Genomic DNA, 16,255 nt, shown 5'->3' on the forward strand with positions numbered 1-16,255 from the left:
GGTCTCAGCGCCCGAAGACGCCCTCGAGACGATTGCGTGAGCCCGGATGCACCAGCCGGGCCACGCTCACAAGGCCCTGTTCGGACCAGGTGCGCCGGCGAATGAGCAGGCACGGTTCACTGCGATCGATGCCCAGCAGGCGGCATTCCTCGGCGCTGCCGAGCACCGCCTCCACCACGTGCTCACCGCGCACCAGCGGTGCGACCCGGCTCAGGTAGTCATTGGGCGTGGTGGCGGCGAAATCCTGCTCCAGATAGCCGGGAGCCTGCGCCGGATGGACGTACCGGTCCTCGACCTGGATCGGGGTGTCATCCTCGAAATGCACCAGCACCGAATGGAAAGCCCTGGGGCCGAGCGACTCCCGCAGCGAAGGCTGCGTGCCGTCCAATTTCTCCTCGCGCACCAGGATTACCTCGGTGCGATGCCTATGCCCGCGCTGTTGGATCTCATCGGCGATATTGCGCACCTCGAACAGCGGTGAGGAACCCTTGGTGCTCGCCACGAAGGTGCCGACGCCCATCATGCGCACGATCAAGCCCTCGGCGGTGAGTTCGCGCAGCGCCCGGTTGATCGTCATGCGGGACAGTCCGAGCGCCGCCACGAATTGATGCTCGGACGGCAGTTGATCGCCTTCCGTCCAGCGCCCGGAACGCACCTGGTTGATCACCAACTGCTTGATCCGCTCGTACGCGGGCACGGCATCGCCGCCCGCCTCGGCGAACAGGGTGGCCAGGGAGGTCTCGCCCGAGCTGTTCGATCCCGCGACCGTTGCCATCCCCGTACCGCTCCCTACCGTGTGCACGTTCCGAGCATGCAGCCTACCGGCCCGGATCCCGCGATTTTGACAGTTGTATAGACAGGACTATACAACTGTTGCAGAATGCGATCCAGCACACATTCACGGCCCAGCGCGAACGGAGTCACCGGGCCGCAGGTGCGAAATAGCCGAGGACGAGGAATCCCATGGACATCAACTCCCCGGGCCACGAGGCCCGACCCGTGCGCGCTCCGCGCGGCCCCGAGCTCACCACGCTCGGCTGGCAGCAGGAGGGAGCGCTGCGCATGCTGATGAACAATCTCGATCCGGAGGTGGCCGAACATCCGGACGCCCTGGTGGTCTACGGCGGCACGGGCCGCGCGGCGCGGTCCTGGGAAGCCTTCGACGCCATGGTCGCCACGCTGAAGACGCTGCACAACGACGAGACCATGCTGGTGCAGTCGGGGAAGCCGGTTGGTGTCTTCCGCACCAACGAATGGGCTCCGCGTGTACTGATCGCCAACTCCAATCTCGTTGGCGACTGGGCGAACTGGGAGGAATTCCGCCGCCTGGAAGAGCTCGGGCTCACCATGTACGGGCAGATGACCGCCGGATCCTGGATCTACATCGGCACCCAGGGCATTCTGCAGGGCACCTATGAGACCTTCGGTGCGGTGGCGCGCAAGCGATTCGGCGGCACCCTCGCCGGAACCATCACACTCACAGCGGGTCTCGGCGGTATGGGTGGTGCGCAGCCGCTGGCCGTCACCATGAACGAGGGCGTGGCCATCTGCGTCGACTGCGATGTCACCCGCATCGACCGGCGTATCGCACACAAGTATCTGGATGTGAAGGCCGATAACCTCGACCACGCCCTGGAATTGGCGATCGAGGCCCGCGATGCCCGGCGGCCGCTGTCCATCGGCGTGGAAGGCAATGCGGCGGAGGTGTTTCCGGCGCTGCTCGAACGCGAGGCCCCCATCGATATCGTGACCGATCAGACCTCGGCGCACGATCCGCTCGCGTACCTGCCGATCGGCGTCGACTTCGGCGATATGAAGACCATGTCCGAGAAGGATCCGGTCTGGTTCACCGAACAGGCCCAGCTGTCCATGGCCGCGCATGTGCGCGCCATGGTCGGTTTCCTGGATCGCGGTGTCGAGGTCTTCGACTACGGCAACAGCATTCGCGATGAGGCCCGCAAGGGCGGCTTCGATCGCGCCTTCGATTTCCCGGGCTTCGTACCCGCCTACATTCGCCCGCTGTTCGAAGAGGGGCTGGGCCCGTTCCGCTGGGCAGCGCTGTCGGGCGATCCCGCCGATATCGCCGCCACCGATAAGGCGATCCTCGAATTGTTCCCGGACAACGAGCATTTGAAGCGCTGGATCACCCTGGCGGGGGAGAAGGTCGCCTTCGAGGGCCTGCCCGCGCGCATCTGCTGGCTGGGTTACGGCGAACGGCATCTGGCCGGACGCAAATTCAACGAAATGGTCGCCAGCGGTGAGCTTTCCGCGCCGGTCGCCATCGGCCGCGATCATCTGGATTCGGGTTCGGTGGCCTCGCCGTACCGCGAAACCGAGGCCATGAAGGACGGTTCGGACGCCATTGCCGACTGGCCGCTGCTGAACGCGCTGCTCAATACCGCCTCCGGCGCGTCCTGGGTATCGCTGCATCACGGCGGCGGCGTCGGCATGGGCCGGTCCATGCACGCCGGACAGGTCATCATCGCCGACGGCACCGAATTGGCCGCGCGCAAGATCGAGGCCGTCCTCACCAACGATCCGGGCATGGGTGTCATCCGGCACGCCGACGCCGGATACGAACACGCCATCGAGACGGCCCGCACGCGCGGAGTCCGCATCCCCATGTCCGAGAATCAGCACTGATCCACCGCGGTCGCCAAGCAGGAAAGGCTGAGACCATGACGCACGACGGTCCCGCCGAGGTAGTACTCACCCCCGAACGCCACACCATCGATGTCATTCCCGATGCGGAACGGCACGGCAGTCCGCGCAGCCAATTCACCCTGTGGTTCGGGGCGAATATGCAGATCACCGCGATTGTCGACGGAGCGCTCGCGGTCATTTTCGGAGCGGATGCGCTCTGGGCCATCATCGGCCTGCTCATCGGCAATATCGCCGGTGGCGCGGTAATGGCGCTGCATTCCGCCCAGGGGCCGAAACTCGGCCTGCCGCAGATGATTTCGAGCCGGGCGCAATTCGGGGTGCGGGGTGCGATATTGCCTTTGCTGCTGGCGATCGTCATGTATCTGGGGTTCGCGGCCACCGGCACCGTATTGGCCGGTCAGGCCGTGGCCAAGGTGCTGCATATCGACAGCCCGAAATTGGGCATGGTGATCTTCGGACTGCTCACCGCGTTCATCGCGGTCACCGGCTACAAGCTCATTCATATCGTCGGCCGTATCGCCACGGTGGTGGGCATTGTCGGATTCACCTATCTGGCAATCCGTTTGTTCGCCGAATACGACGTCACCGCGCAGCTCGGGGTGAAGGGTTTCGAGACCGCTACCTTCCTGCTGGCGATCTCGCTGGGCGCGGGCTGGCAGCTCACCTTCGGACCGTATGTGGCCGATTACTCGCGCTATCTGCCGCGCTCGACCAGTGATCGGGCCACCTTCTGGTCCACCTTCGCGGGCACCGTGATCGGCTCGCAGTGGTCCATGACCTTCGGTGCGCTCATCGCCGCGGTGGCGAGCAAATCGTTCATGAAGGATCAGGTCGGTTTCATCGGTGATCTCGCCGGACCTGCCGCCGTAGCGGTGCTCATCTATCTGGTGATCGTCACCGGCAAGCTGACCGTGAACGTGCTCAACGCGTACGGCGGTTTCATGTCGATTCTCACCACGGTGACCGCTTTCGAAGGGCGCTCGCGCATTTCGACCCTGGCGCGCGGGCTCTACATCATCGGCTTCACCACCGTGGCGACCCTGATCGCCATTGCCGCCAGCGCGGATTTCCTGGCCAATTTCAAGAATTTCGTGCTGGCGCTGCTCATGGTGTTCACGCCGTGGAGTGCGATCAATCTGATCGACTACTACCTGATCTCCAAGGAGCGCATCGACATTCCCGCGCTCTATGACGCCTCCGGTCGCTACGGGGCGTGGAATGTCCCCGCGCTGGCGTGCTATTTCATCGGCGTCGGGGTGCAGATTCCCTTCCTGGCGACCAAGTTCTACACCGGACCCGTCACCGACATGCTCGGCGGCGCGGATATCTCCTGGATCGTCGGCATCGTGGTGACCGCCGGGCTCTACTACCCGCTCGCCAAGCGCACCGCCACTCCGCCGGAGCAGATGATCTATCCGCCCGATGCCGAGATGGCCCGAGCCTGAAAGGAATTCGACCGTGACCAGCCTGGTCGTCACGAATATCGGAACGCTCGTCACCAATGATCCAGCCATCGGCGAGGGGACGCTGGGCGTGCGCCGCGACGCCGCCATCGCCTTCACCGACGGCCGCGTGGCGTGGGTCGGCGACAGCGCCGACGCGCCCGCCGCCGATCACGGCGTCGACCTCGGCGGCCGGGCGCTGCTGCCCGGATTCGTGGAAAGCCATTCGCATCTGGTGTTCGCGGGTGAGCGGGCCGAGGAATTCGCGGCCCGCATGACCGGAACCCCGTACACCGCCGGCGGTATCCGTACCACCATCGAGGCCACCCGCGCCGCCGATGAGGGACTACTCGAGGCCAATGTGCGGCGGCTGCTCAATGAGGCGCTGCGCTCGGGCAGCACCACGGTGGAATGTAAGACCGGATACGGGCAGACCACCCGCGATGAACTGCGCAGCGCACAGGTCGCGGGGCGGTTCACCGATGAGGTCACGCTGCTGGCGGCGCATGTGCCGCCGCCGGAATACGCGGGCCGCGCCGATGACTACGTGGCCATGGTGTGCGATGAGATGATCGAAGCCTGTGCGCCGCACGCCAAATGGATCGATGTGTTCTGTGAGCGCGGGGCGTTCACCGAGGAGCAGTCCCAGGCGGTGCTGAAAGCCGGTGTGGCGCACGGGCTCATCCCGCGCGTGCACGGTAATCAGCTCGGGCAGGGGCCGGGGGTGCGGCTCGCGGTGGAGATGGGCGCGGCCTCGGTCGATCACGTCACCTATGTGAACTCGGCCGATATCGACGCGCTGGCAAGCGGTTCCACGGTGGCCACCCTGCTGCCGGGTGCGGACTTCTGCACCCGCAACTCCTATCCGGACGCGCGGACGCTGCTCGATGCCGGGGTCACGGTGGCACTGGGCGCGGATTGCAATCCGGGCACCTGCTACACCACCAGCCTGCCGTTCTGTATCGCCCTCGCGGTGCGCGAAATGCATATGACTCCTGCGGAAGCCGTGTGGTCGGCGACCATGGGTGGTGCGAAGGCATTGCGGCGCAACGATATCGGTCAGCTGACCATCGGTGCCCGCGCCGATGCCATTGCCCTGGACGCGCCCTCGTACCTGCACCTGGCCTATCGGCCCGGTGTGGCGCTGGTGCGCGAGGTCTGGAAGGACGGCGTGCTCGTCACCCCGGGAGTCGCGGTATGAGCGCGGAGATTCCGGTCGATATCCCGCCCGCCGCGTGGACCGGGCGCAACGACGGCGATACGCCCGAGCATCTGCGGTGGCATCAGGCCATCCGGCCGTACGATCCGGCCGCTACCGAAAGCCGCTGTGCCCTCATCGGTTTCGCGAGCGATGAGGGTGTGCGCCGCAATAAGGGCCGTCAGGGCGCGGCGGCGGGTCCGCATGCCTTGCGCGCCGCGCTGGCATCCATGGCGCTCAATGATCCGGTGTTGCTCGAGGACGCCGGAACGGTCGCGGTCACCGATGCCGACCTCGAATCGGGGCAGGCCCGATTGGGCCGGGCTGTCGCCGCGGCCATCGACTCCGGCCGATTGCCGGTCGTGCTCGGCGGCGGGCACGAGGTCGCGTACGGGACCTATCTGGGTGTGTCCGCCGCACAGGCACGCGGAACGGGCACCCGGCTCGGAATCCTCAATCTGGACGCGCATTTCGACCTGCGCGGTGAGGCGACCCCGAGTTCCGGTACGCCCTTTCGACAGATACTGGAGGCCGAACACGCGGCGGGCACGTCCATTCGCTACGACGTGCTCGGCATCAGCCAGCCGAGCAATACCCGCGCGCTGTTCGACACCGCCGACCGCTTCGACGTGCACTATCTACTGGACGATCGTTGCGGCCCAGCCGATTACGCGCTCGTCGACGCCTTCGTCGCCGATCTGCTCGACGCGGTCGATCTGCTGTATCTGACCATCGATCTGGATGTGCTCCCGGCCGCCGTCGCCCCCGGGGTCAGCGCCCCGGCGGCGTACGGCGTTCCGCTGGAGACCATTCAGCGCGTCTGTGACCGAGTGGCCATGAGCGGCAAGCTGATCGCGGTCGACGTCGCCGAACTCAACCCCGGCCTGGATATCGACAACCGCACCGCGCGCACCGCCGCCCGGCTCATCCACCGCATCGTGACCCGCCACCCCTAGCGGGCGGCGGGAGCTCCGATCGGGCGGACGCGCTCACGGGAGAACAGCAGCGCCAGGAACGCCACCACCAATCCCCCGCCCACCAGGTACAGGCCCCAGCTACCGTTCAGCAGATCGCGGTAGTCGTCCCGGAGTTGCTGGTCGAAGCTGTCGTACAGTCGCCAGGCGAGTACGCCCAGCGCTGCCAGCCCGGCCAGCACCCCGAGACCGCCCAGCGCCCGCGAGCCGACGAGCGCGGAGATCAGCACGACCACCGCCACCCCGAGCAGCACCACGGCCAGCGAGGACCAGAACGACGCGGATTGCTGGCCGACCTGATCGAGGGTCTTACCGGCATCGAAGCCATTGCGCAGATCCTCCAGCCGGACATCGCGCGCGTTCACGCTGCCGAGCAATGGGCCGAATGTTCCGACGGCGATCACGATGGCACAGGCGAAGAGCAGCAGATGTACGAAAGTACGCATACCCCACGGTAGGTCCATTTCGGGCATCGATGCCGTAGGCGGCGGAAGGTATTCACGAACTCGGCGTCACCGCGTCGCCCCGAGTACTCCGACAGCGTGTCGCGCGAGCTCGGCGACTCAGTGATCCACCCGTTGCGCCAATGGATAGATCACCTTCGTGAGTCGCTCGGATTCGGCCCACAGCCGCAGTTGGGCTGCTCGATCGTGGGATTTCGCGGTGGATTCGACCTTGGCCGGATAACCGGTGAACTGGAGGCGGCCCGGCGGGCCGAAATAGTCCCCGCCGCGCGCCTCGGGATCGACCGCGGCCCGCACGGACGCCAGTGCGCCCATGGCCGCGCTCTGGAGCAGCCACCAGGTGATGACCCGGGCCCCGGGGTGCAGCAGAAGCTGTGCGATCCGGGGCAGTTCGCGGCCGAATTCGGTCTGCGCGTTACCGGGATGCGCGGCGACCGCGATGGTCTGCGCGCCCGCCGCCGCGAGCCTGCGTTGCAGCTCGTAGGTGAACATGAGATTCGCCAGTTTGGACTGGAAATATGCTGTGCTGTAACGGTATTCGCGCTCGGATTGCAAATCGTCGAAATGGATATCGCCGCGTCGATGCCCGATGCTGCTGACCGTCACGATGCGCGATCCCGGTGTCGTGGTCAGTCGATCGAGCAGCAGTCCGGTGAACGCGAACGGGCCGAGATGGTTGGTGGCGAAGGTCGATTCGAAGCCGTCCTCGGTGACCGCGTAGCGGGTGCGCATACCGCCCGCATTGTTGATCAGCAGGTCGATGCGCGCATGCTCGGCCCGGAGTTGTTCGGCCGCGGCGTGAATGGAGGCGAGCGAGTCCAGATCCAAGTGCTGGACGCGCACCTCCGCGCCGGGTGCGGCGGTCCGGATGCGTGCCGCGGCGGCAGCGGCCTTGCCGAGATCGCGACAGGCCAGCACCACGGTCGCGCCGTGTTCGGCGAGCATGCGGGCGGTTTCGAAGCCGAGGCCGGTATTGGCCCCGGTGATGACGGCCGTACGGCCGCTCTGATCGGGAATGCGGGCGGCGGTGAAGCGCTGCCCGGGTGTCGTCGAGTTCATCCGTGCCTTCGATCACGAGGGAGTCGTTAGAATCGGGATGCGCATCCCGGTTAGGACTATACGGGATGGCCATCCCGTTTGTCGTCCGATGCGAAAGGCCCTGTGCCGCCTATGGAAAACCCGCGAAACGATCGACCCCTGCGCGCGGACGCCCAGCGGAATCGAGACACGGTGCTGCGGGTGGCGGCCGAGGTCTTCGCCGCCGAGGGGCTGTCGGTGCCCGTCCATGAGATCGCGCGCCGGGCCGGGGTCGGCACCGGAACCGTCAGCAGGCATTTTCCGACCAAGGAAGAGTTGTTCGCGGCGATCCTCATCGATCGCATGGCGGCACTGGTCCAGTTGGCCGACGATCTCGCCCGTACCGAGGAACCCGGCCCGGCCTTCTTCTCCTACTTCGCCGCCATCGTGCGCGAGGGTGCGACCCACCGCGGCCTCGCACAAGCCTTGGCGGGCTCGGGATTCGACGTCGAGAGCGCCGGACAGCGAGCCGGGCACGATATGCCCGGCCGCCTGCGGGATCTGCTGGACCATGCCCAGCGCGCCGGCGCGGTGCGCGCCGACGTCGGCTACGACGAGGTGAAAGCCCTACTGGCGGGCACCATGTCGTGCGATATCACCGTGGTCGAGCCGATCGTGTCCATCATCTGCGATGGGCTGCGCGCCGCGCGCTGACGCGCTCGGCGGGAACGCTCAGCCCGCGAACAGGCCCGGAATCGTGAGGGCGTATTCGACGTCTTCCCGGCTGCCCAGGGTGACCAGACAGCTGCGAATCATGGTGAGGCGGGCCGCGGCGATGGTTTCCGGGGTCGGTTCACCGTTCGCGGAGATGCGGTAGACGACGAATTCGCAGGTTTGCAGGCAGGTGTCCAGGTCGAGGTCGGCGGGGGTGGGGCGGCCGAGTTTCTCGAATTTGGCGCGGATGAGGGCGCGGATATCGTCCATGGCCCGCTCGCGGTACGGGGAGACGGGGGAGCCCGGATCGTGGAGTTCGGCGAACAGCGGCGAGAGCATGGGGCCGTGGCCGTCGGCCCAGTAGAGGTAGGCCTCGATCATATTGATGCCCAATTGCACCGGCTCCTCGGTGCGTTCGAGCGCGGTGCGGATACCGCCGACCAGATCGTCATTGGAGATGGCCAGCACCGCGTGCAGCGGTTCGGTCGCATTGGCGAAATAGCGGTAGAAGGTGGGGCGCGCCAAGCCCGCGGCCTCGATGATTCGGGCCACACTCAAACCGCGCGAACCGTGCTGGGCAAAGACGTCGGCGGTGGCCAGCACGATGCGGGCGCGCACCTGATCGGCCTGCTGGGCCGTTTGCGGCGGGCGGCCGCGGCGGGTGGCGGGGGTGGCCGAGGTCATCGACTGCTCCAGGTGCTTGACATGGGGTGTGGCACGGACATTAATCTAACACTAGTGTTCACCTAACAGAGGTGTTCAGAAAATTGCTTCCACGCACCGCGGCCGGACCCGCGGGCGCTATCGAGAGGGCGACCAATGTCGACTGCCCCGCAGCTCGCCGCCGCTGACGCACTGCCGTTCGACCTGGTGCAGCGCTTGCTCGCGCACGCTGTCGCGGGCGGCGCGCCCTCGGTCGAGGTGTTCGCACCCGCCACCGGCGCCAAGATCGCCGATCTGCCGCAGTCCTCCATCGCCGATGTGGAGACCGCGTTCGCCACCGCCCGCACCGCACAGGCCGAGTGGGCCAGGACGCCGGTCGGTGAGCGCGCCGCGCTGCTGCGCCGCATTCACGATCTGGTGCTGGCCGAACAGGACACCATCCTCGATATCGTGCAGCTCGAGACCGGTAAGTCCCGTGTGCACGCGTTCGACGAGGTCTCCGATGTCGCGGTGAACACCCGCTACTACGCCGCCGAGGGCAAACGCCTACTGGCACACCGCAAACCGCGCGGCGTCATGCCGGTACTCACCCAGGTCGAGGTGCGCAACCGGCCCAAGGGCGTGGTCGCGGTCATCTCGCCGTGGAACTACCCGCTGGCGCTGGGCGCTTCCGATGCACTGCCCGCACTGCTCGCCGGTAATGCCGTCATCGGCCGCCCGGACAATCAGACCGCGCTGACCCTGCTGTGGGCCATCGATATCGCCGAGCGCGCGGGCCTGCCCAAGGGTCTGTGGCAGGCGGTATTGGGTCGCGGCGCGAAGCTCGGACCCGAGGTCATCGCGCGCGCCGACTACGTCGACTACACCGGTTCCAGCGCCACCGGCCGCACCATCGCCCAGCAGGCGGGGGAGCGGCTCATCGGGTACTCGCTCGAATTGGGCGGTAAGAACCCGCTTTTGGTGCTCGAAGACGCCGATGTGTCCAAGGCCGCCAAGATCGCGGTGCGCGCCTGCTTCGCCTCCGCCGGGCAGCTGTGCGAATCGATCGAGCGAATCTACGTGCACGACAAGGTGTATGACCAGTTCATCACCGAATTCGTCGCCAACACCAAGGAATTGAGCCTGGGCAAGACCCTCGATTTCGATTACGAGATCGGCTCGCTCACCTTCCCGCGTCAGATCGACACCGTCAGCACGCATGTCGACGATGCGGTGAGCAAGGGCGCGAAGGTGCTCGCCGGTGGTAAGGCCCGCCCGGAACTTGGCCCGTACTTCTACGAGCCCACCATTCTGGCCGAGGTGCGCGAGGGCATGACCGTGTACCGCGAGGAGACCTTCGGCCCGGTCGTCTCGGTCTACCGTGTCGCCAGTGACGATGAGGCCGTGGCGCAGGCCAATGACACCGCGTACGGGCTCAATGCCAGTGTGTGGAGCCGGGATACCGAGCGCGGGCGCGAGGTCGCGGCCCGCGTGAACGCCGGATCGGTGAACGTCAACGAGGGCTTCATCGCCGCTTGGGGTTCGGTCGCCGCACCGTCCGGCGGGCTCGGCATCTCCGGCACCGGCCGCCGGCACGGTCCCGAGGGCCTGCTCAAATACGTGGACACCCAGACCATCGCGGTGCAGCGCATGCTGCCCATCGCCCCGCTGCCCGGCATGTCCGAGCAGGTGTGGGCCAAGACCATGACGCTCTTCCTGGGCGTGATGAAGACGCTGCGCCAGAAGTGATTCGCTGACTCGAGACAAAGGGGTACCGGGGTAATGAAAGACGTTGCGGGCAAGAAGGTTCTGATCACGGGCGCGGCCATGGGCCTGGGCAAATCGTTCGCCGAGCGCGCGGTGCGCGAACGGGCCGCCGATGTGGTGCTGTGGGATATCAACGCCGAGGCGCTCAAGCAGACCGCCACCGAACTGGCGGCGTTGGGCGGCAGCCGGATTCACCACTATGTGGTCGACGTATCCGATCGTGACGCCATCGCCGAATCCGGGGCGGCGGTGCGCAATGAGGTCGGCGATATCGATGTGCTCATCAACAACGCGGGCATCGTGCGCGGCAACGGATACTTCTGGGAGACCGAGAACCGCGGCGATATCGAGAAGACCGTCGCCATCAATTCCCTTGCGCCCATGTACATCACGCTGGAATTCCTGCCCGCCATGGTCAACGGCACCGGCGACGCGCGCGTGCTGAACATCGCGTCCTCTGCGGCGCTGGTCGCCAATCCCCGCATGAGCGTGTACGCGGGTTCCAAGTGGGCGGCACTGGGCTGGTCGGATTCGGTGCGACTGGAACTGGAGCAGTCCGGCAATACGCATGTGAAGGTGACCACGGTCTGCCCGACCTACATCAACACCGGAATGTTCGACGGCGCCAAGGGTTTCCTGTTCACCCCGATCCTGGAACAGGACGCGGTGGTGAACACCTCTTGGGAGGAAATGAAGAAGGGGTCGCCGCTGGTGGTGCTGCCCTGGACCTCGCGCCTGAACCGTGCCATCTCCGGGCTGCTCCCGCTCAAGGTGCGCGACTTCTATCTCAACTCCGTCGGCGTCTACCACTCGATGGACGAATTCACCGGCCGCAAATAGCTTTTCGGCACGATATCGCGCCGCCGGACCTGATGTCCGGCGGCGCGCTCGGCTCAGTGCGGGTCGAAGTGCCCGAAGGTGGTCGCGCTCAATTCGGATAGCGACGGGATGACGGTGACGCCGTCGCGATGCGCCACCCCGCGCGCCGTGCGATCGAGCCAGTAGGCGCGCAGGCCCGCATCGCGCGCGCCGATACCGTCGGTGTCGAAGCGATCGCCGACATAGGCGACCTGATCCGGCGGCAGGCCGATCATCGCGCAGCCTGCCCGGAAAATGCTCGGATCCGGTTTGGCCGCACCGAATTCCGCCGAGCACAGCACCGCATCGCCGAAATGCTCATGCAATCCGACGGCCTCGAGCTTGCCCTGCTGATGCGCCCGCGACGAATTGGACACCACCCCGAGCGCGACCTGCCCGGACAGCCCGCGCAGCGTGGGCGGCACATCGGGGAACGCCGCCCACGCGGTATCGCGCCGCGCGGCATAGCGCGCGAACCACGCCACCGGATCCCGCTCCTTCACCCCGATATGGGACAGAAAACGCTTGGTCCGCAACTGCTGCTGCCCGGTGAAAGTGAGCTCACCCGCCAGGAATCGCGGATACTCCTCCTCCTCGAGCGCCCGCCACAGCAGCACCGCCTCCTCGGGCGAGAGGAAGTAATCCAGCAGATCCTCCGCCCGCAAATGCCGCAGCAAACCGACCCGAGCCGTCGCCGAATAATCGATGAGCGTGTCGTCGATATCGAACAGAATCCCGCGAATACTCATGCGGCCGCGCCCGATAGCGCGGGCCGGGTGCCGATGACCACGGTCGCGCCGAGTTCGTCATCCTCGGCGATGCGGGCGTGCAGACCGTGGTCGCGCATGAGCTGAACGGCGCGCGGAGCCTGTGCCTCGCTCTCCTCGACCAGCAGATGTCCGCCCGGGGCCAGCCAGTCGGTGGCGACCGCCGCGATGCGGCGCAGCACGTCCAGGCCGTCCGCACCGCCGTCCAGGGCCACGCGTGGTTCGTGATCGCGGGCCTCGGGCGGCATGGAGGCAATGGCCGCGGACGGCACGTACGGGGTGTTCGCCAGCAGGATGCGCACTCGCCCGCGGAGTTCGGTCGGCACGGGCGTGAAGAGGTCACCCTCGACGACTCGTGCGCCGAGCGGTGCGAGATTGGTTCGCGCGCACGCCACGGCAGCGGGCTCGATATCGGTCGCGGTCAAATCGACCCGAATGCCTTCGGCCGCAGCCTCGATCGCGAAGGCCATGCCCAATGCGCCACTGCCGCAGCACATATCGAGTACGGTCATCGGCTCACTGCTGCTCAGGGTGACATCCTTCGTTTCGTCGTTTCGATCGGCACTCGCGGTTCGAATCATCGCGCGCCCCAGGGCGATTGCCTGTTCGACCAGGAATCCGGTGCGCTGCCGCGGCACGAACACATTCGGCGCGACCGCCACCCGGAGCCCCCGGAATTCGGCCCAGCCCAGCAGATGTTCCAGCGGGAAGCCCGCGATCCGGCGTTCGACCAGCGTTTCCAGCTGTTCGTCATCGGTGGCCGCCGCGATCAGCAGCGCCGCCTCATCCTCCGCGAAAACGCACCCCGCTGTCCGCAGACGAGCGATAAGGGTATCGATTCCGGTAGTGCTCACCGCGCAATTGTGCCCGTTCCGACCCGCCAGGTTCCCACGCGGGTCGAAACGGGCACGGTGTGGAGTTCGGGGGATCAGCGTTCGACGGGCAGCAGCATGGTGCGGGTGGCGTCGAGGTAGATGCCGCGCTGGCTGTTCTTGGCGGGCGGGGGGAGCTGGGAGACGAGCTGCTCCAGGGAGGTGGTGGCACCGACGACGGGGATGCCCGCGACGATGAAATCGGCCACCGCGCGCCGGATGTGATTGGGGGAGGTGACCACGATCGCGCTGGTCGCGCCCGCCTTGCGGAGCATATCCGCGCCGTACAGCGCGTTCTGCACGGTCGAGCCCGCGCGGTGGTCGGCGATGATGCGGGCGGCGGGGATGCCGTGGCCGATCAGCCAGCCCTGCATGGCCGCGGCCTCGGTGATGCCGTTCTGCGGGTTGCCGCCGGTGACCAGGATCGGGGACATGGGCGAGGCGATGGCCTGCAGCCAGGCCGCCTGCAACCGGTTCACCAGTTCGGGCCGCATGCTGCCGTCGGGCAGCAGACCGTAGCCCAGCACGGCGATACCGGTACTCGGTCCGGCGATGGCCGGAATCGGATTGGGCAGCGTGCCCACGGCCGCGCCGATGGCGTGGAAGAGGTTGCGGGTGCGGTCCGCGAGCTGCGGGTCGACGCCCTGCAGCCGGTTCAGCGCCACCTCGCGGGTGAGCAGATCGCCGGTGTAATCGGACCAAATGGCCTGCAGGGCAAGCGCTTGCGCGTCATCGGGGGATTCGGCGAGCAGGTTCCGCAGGTCCGCGAGTCCCGCGCCGGCGTCACCGTCGGTGAAATTGTCCTGTGCGGAGTTGTAGAGCGGGCCGGGGTCGGCGTGGGCGATGCCCGGGCCGAACAGGGTCAGGGCGGCTGCCGCCGCCGCGAGAACTGTAGGAAAACGCCTGGCGATCTGCACTGCTGTCGACCTTTCCGAAAGAGGGTCACGCATGCTTGCTGGGTTATCTACTCACTTTGCTGACTGGTGGCTCGGTACCGATTGGGGACACAATACGGCTGACCACGGCCGTTGTCGGGTATTTGCCGAAGTGATTTTCGTGGGTTTGACGGTCACCACGGGCGGGAATACGCGCGTGTCGCGAACGCGCGCCCGCGCGTGTGATCGCGCACCGCGGCCCGGGTGCGGAGTCCATCGGGCGTGCGCGGGTTACCGGGCGGCATCGCCCGGGCGATAGGGTGTACTTCCGTGGACACGACTTCGCTCATCGGCAAGGAACTCGCCGCCGCCATCAATGCCGACACCAAGGCTCGCGCCGCCGCGCTCACCGAGAACGGGACCCCGGCTCGCCTGGCACTGGTGATCGCCAATGACGATCCGGCCAGCGCCTGGTACGTGAAGTCGCTCAATCGCGCCGCCGAGCGCAATGGAATCACTTGTGAGAACGTCGATCTCGGTGTCGAGGCGACCGCCGAGGAGATTCGCGCCAAGCTCACCGAACTGTCCGCCGACCCGTCCGTGGACGCGATCATGCTGCAGACCCCGCTGCCCAAGGGCGTCGGTCTCGATGATGTGAGCCTGGCGATCGCCGCGGCCAAGGATGTGGACGGCGTCAGCCCGCTCTCGCTGGGCCTGCTCGCCTCCGGCCTGCCGGGCTTTCCGCCCGCCACTTCCGAGGCGGTCGTGGAGCTCGCCAAGTTCCACGGCATTCCGCTGGAAGGCCGCTTGGTGGCGGTGATCGGCCGCTCCAATATCGTCGGCAAGCCGCTGGCTCAGCTGCTACTGGCCGAGAATGCCACCGTCACGGTTGCGCACTCCCGGACCGCCGATCTCCCGGCGGTGACCTCGGCCGCCGATATCGTCGTCGCCGCGGTCGGCCGCGCGGGCCTGGTCACCGCCGAGCACATCCGGGACGGCGCGACGGTCATCGACGTCGGCACCAATGAGGATGAGAACGGCGGAATCACCGGCGATGTGAATGCCGAATCCGTCACCGGCAAGGCAGCGGCTCTGAGCCCGGTCCCCGGCGGGGTCGGCCCGGTCACCACCGCGCTGCTCATGCGCCATGTGGTCCAGGCCGCCGAATCCGCTCGCTGAAACGCTATGGGGGCGGTGCCCCCAGCCGTTCTCGCTACCAGTGGACGGTGACGGGGTCGCCGAGCGAGACATTGTCGTAGTACCACTCGGCGTCGGCCGGTGCGAGGTTGATGCACCCGTGGCTGACGTTCGAGTTGCCCTGTGAATCCACCGACCACGGGGCGGAGTGTACGTAAACGCCTCCCCACGTGAGCCTTTCGGCGAATTCACCTTGAATCAGATAGCCCTGCGGATCGCTCAGCGGAATGCCGATGGTGCGCGAATCGAAGGTCACCGAACGATCGTGCGACAGCACCGGGAAGGTGCCCGTCGGGGTCTCCCAGCCGGGTTTGCCCATCGAGGCCGGCATGGTGCGCACCGGTACCCCGCCGATGGAGACGGTGAAGGTGTGCGCGGACATATCCGCGTCCGCCGTTGTGCCGCCGTTGGTTTCGAACTGGGTGTGCAGGCGTCCCACCGACACCGTGATAGGCGATGAGGTGGGCAGGTACGCGGCCGGAGTCCAGATCAACTGTCGGTCGTCTACCCAGGAGAAGTGCCCGGCGAGGGAGGTGTCGGCGCGCACGCTCACAGCCTGTTCGGCGCGAGCGCGGTCGGCGACGGGTTCGGTGAAGCGCACCCTGACCGGTGCGGCTATCCCGACCGTTTCACCGGGCCCCGGCGTAATCGCCTGCACCGCCGGGAGATTGGGTGAGACACCCACCGCCCCCGCGGCTCCGGAGCCGAATGCGGCTGCTGCCGCGAGTGTCGATGCGACGAACAGAAGGCGCAATGCTTTCCGCATGGGTCCATCCCTTCGAAAGGGTGTGGTCTGGAGGCTCA

16 protein-coding genes are annotated in these 16,255 nt (G+C 66.8%); 8 read left to right on the forward strand and 8 right to left on the reverse strand.

Annotated features, from left to right (window positions below; translation table 11 throughout):
- Positions 1-4 precede the first annotated feature (4 nt).
- Positions 5-775 (reverse strand): histidine utilization repressor, encoded by a 771-nt coding sequence (hutC, locus tag AB0L82_RS11015; RefSeq protein WP_364633824.1) that lies wholly within the window; start codon positions 773-775, stop codon positions 5-7.
- A 188-nt stretch (positions 776-963) separates the two neighbouring features.
- Between hutC and hutU the strand changes: the two genes are divergently transcribed.
- Genes hutU through hutG form a run of 4 tightly spaced genes read left to right on the forward strand, consistent with a single transcriptional unit; the run spans position 964 to position 6,260 of the window.
- Complete coding sequence (gene hutU / locus AB0L82_RS11020) at positions 964-2,643, forward strand: urocanate hydratase (RefSeq protein ID WP_364633826.1); 1,680 nt, start codon at positions 964-966, stop codon at positions 2,641-2,643.
- A gap of 35 nt (positions 2,644-2,678) precedes the next feature.
- Positions 2,679-4,109 (forward strand): cytosine permease, encoded by a 1,431-nt coding sequence (locus AB0L82_RS11025; protein ID WP_364633828.1) that lies wholly within the window; start codon positions 2,679-2,681, stop codon positions 4,107-4,109.
- The gene (gene hutI, locus AB0L82_RS11030; protein ID WP_364633830.1) at positions 4,087-5,307 is read left to right on the forward strand and encodes an imidazolonepropionase; all 1,221 of its coding nucleotides are present in this window, start codon (positions 4,087-4,089) and stop codon (positions 5,305-5,307) included. Before AB0L82_RS11025 ends, hutI begins: the two co-directional genes overlap by 23 nt.
- Positions 5,304-6,260 (forward strand): formimidoylglutamase, encoded by a 957-nt coding sequence (gene hutG / locus AB0L82_RS11035; RefSeq protein WP_364633832.1) that lies wholly within the window; start codon positions 5,304-5,306, stop codon positions 6,258-6,260. Before hutI ends, hutG begins: the two co-directional genes overlap by 4 nt.
- Here hutG and AB0L82_RS11040 read toward each other — a convergent pair.
- Both AB0L82_RS11040 and AB0L82_RS11045 read right to left on the reverse strand, forming a co-directional pair.
- Entirely contained in the window at positions 6,257-6,724 is a 468-nt protein-coding gene (locus AB0L82_RS11040; protein ID WP_364633833.1) for a hypothetical protein, read from the reverse strand. The two genes, hutG and AB0L82_RS11040, sit on opposite strands and share 4 nt — an antisense overlap.
- A gap of 117 nt (positions 6,725-6,841) precedes the next feature.
- Positions 6,842-7,801, reverse strand: coding sequence for an oxidoreductase (locus AB0L82_RS11045; protein ID WP_364633835.1), 960 nt, complete (start codon positions 7,799-7,801; stop codon positions 6,842-6,844).
- Positions 7,802-7,912: 111 nt separating this feature from the next.
- Here AB0L82_RS11045 and AB0L82_RS11050 point away from each other — a divergent pair, with 111 nt between their 5' ends.
- Positions 7,913-8,473 carry a helix-turn-helix domain-containing protein gene (locus tag AB0L82_RS11050; protein WP_364633837.1) on the forward strand — a complete coding sequence of 187 codons (561 nt, stop codon included), beginning with the start codon at positions 7,913-7,915 and terminating at the stop codon, positions 8,471-8,473.
- Between the two features lie 18 nt (positions 8,474-8,491).
- Here the strand turns inward: AB0L82_RS11050 and AB0L82_RS11055 are convergent, their stop codons facing one another.
- Positions 8,492-9,157, reverse strand: coding sequence for a TetR/AcrR family transcriptional regulator (locus tag AB0L82_RS11055; protein WP_364633839.1), 666 nt, complete (start codon positions 9,155-9,157; stop codon positions 8,492-8,494).
- A 135-nt stretch (positions 9,158-9,292) separates the two neighbouring features.
- Between AB0L82_RS11055 and AB0L82_RS11060 the strand changes: the two genes are divergently transcribed.
- Together AB0L82_RS11060 and AB0L82_RS11065 are read left to right on the forward strand one after the other, a co-directional pair.
- A complete protein-coding gene (locus tag AB0L82_RS11060) occupies positions 9,293-10,864 on the forward strand; it encodes a succinic semialdehyde dehydrogenase (protein ID WP_364633841.1) in 1,572 nt (523 codons plus the stop codon).
- 33 nt (positions 10,865-10,897) lie between these two features.
- Positions 10,898-11,722, forward strand: a complete 825-nt coding sequence (locus AB0L82_RS11065; protein ID WP_364633843.1) for an SDR family NAD(P)-dependent oxidoreductase — start codon at positions 10,898-10,900, stop codon at positions 11,720-11,722.
- 53 nt (positions 11,723-11,775) lie between these two features.
- Here AB0L82_RS11065 and AB0L82_RS11070 read toward each other — a convergent pair whose 3' ends face one another.
- From AB0L82_RS11070 to AB0L82_RS11080, 3 genes are all read right to left on the reverse strand, one after another.
- Positions 11,776-12,489, reverse strand: coding sequence for an HAD family hydrolase (locus tag AB0L82_RS11070; protein ID WP_364633845.1), 714 nt, complete (start codon positions 12,487-12,489; stop codon positions 11,776-11,778).
- The gene (locus AB0L82_RS11075; RefSeq protein ID WP_364633847.1) at positions 12,486-13,361 is read right to left on the reverse strand and encodes a putative protein N(5)-glutamine methyltransferase; all 876 of its coding nucleotides are present in this window, start codon (positions 13,359-13,361) and stop codon (positions 12,486-12,488) included. Before AB0L82_RS11075 ends, AB0L82_RS11070 begins: the two co-directional genes overlap by 4 nt.
- A 74-nt stretch (positions 13,362-13,435) precedes the next feature.
- Positions 13,436-14,296 carry a YdcF family protein gene (locus tag AB0L82_RS11080; RefSeq protein WP_364633849.1) on the reverse strand — a complete coding sequence of 287 codons (861 nt, stop codon included), beginning with the start codon at positions 14,294-14,296 and terminating at the stop codon, positions 13,436-13,438.
- Between the two features lie 288 nt (positions 14,297-14,584).
- Between AB0L82_RS11080 and AB0L82_RS11085 the strand changes: the two genes are divergently transcribed.
- A complete protein-coding gene (locus AB0L82_RS11085) occupies positions 14,585-15,433 on the forward strand; it encodes a bifunctional 5,10-methylenetetrahydrofolate dehydrogenase/5,10-methenyltetrahydrofolate cyclohydrolase (protein ID WP_364633851.1) in 849 nt (282 codons plus the stop codon).
- A 34-nt stretch (positions 15,434-15,467) separates the two neighbouring features.
- On the opposite strand, the gene AB0L82_RS11090 is transcribed toward AB0L82_RS11085, so the two are convergent.
- Positions 15,468-16,217, reverse strand: coding sequence for a L,D-transpeptidase (locus AB0L82_RS11090; protein ID WP_364633853.1), 750 nt, complete (start codon positions 16,215-16,217; stop codon positions 15,468-15,470).
- Positions 16,218-16,255 lie beyond the last annotated feature (38 nt).

Origin of the sequence: Nocardia sp. NPDC052001 (assembly GCF_040680615.1) — a bacterium.
Classification (GTDB): Bacteria; Actinomycetota; Actinomycetes; order Mycobacteriales; family Mycobacteriaceae; genus Nocardia.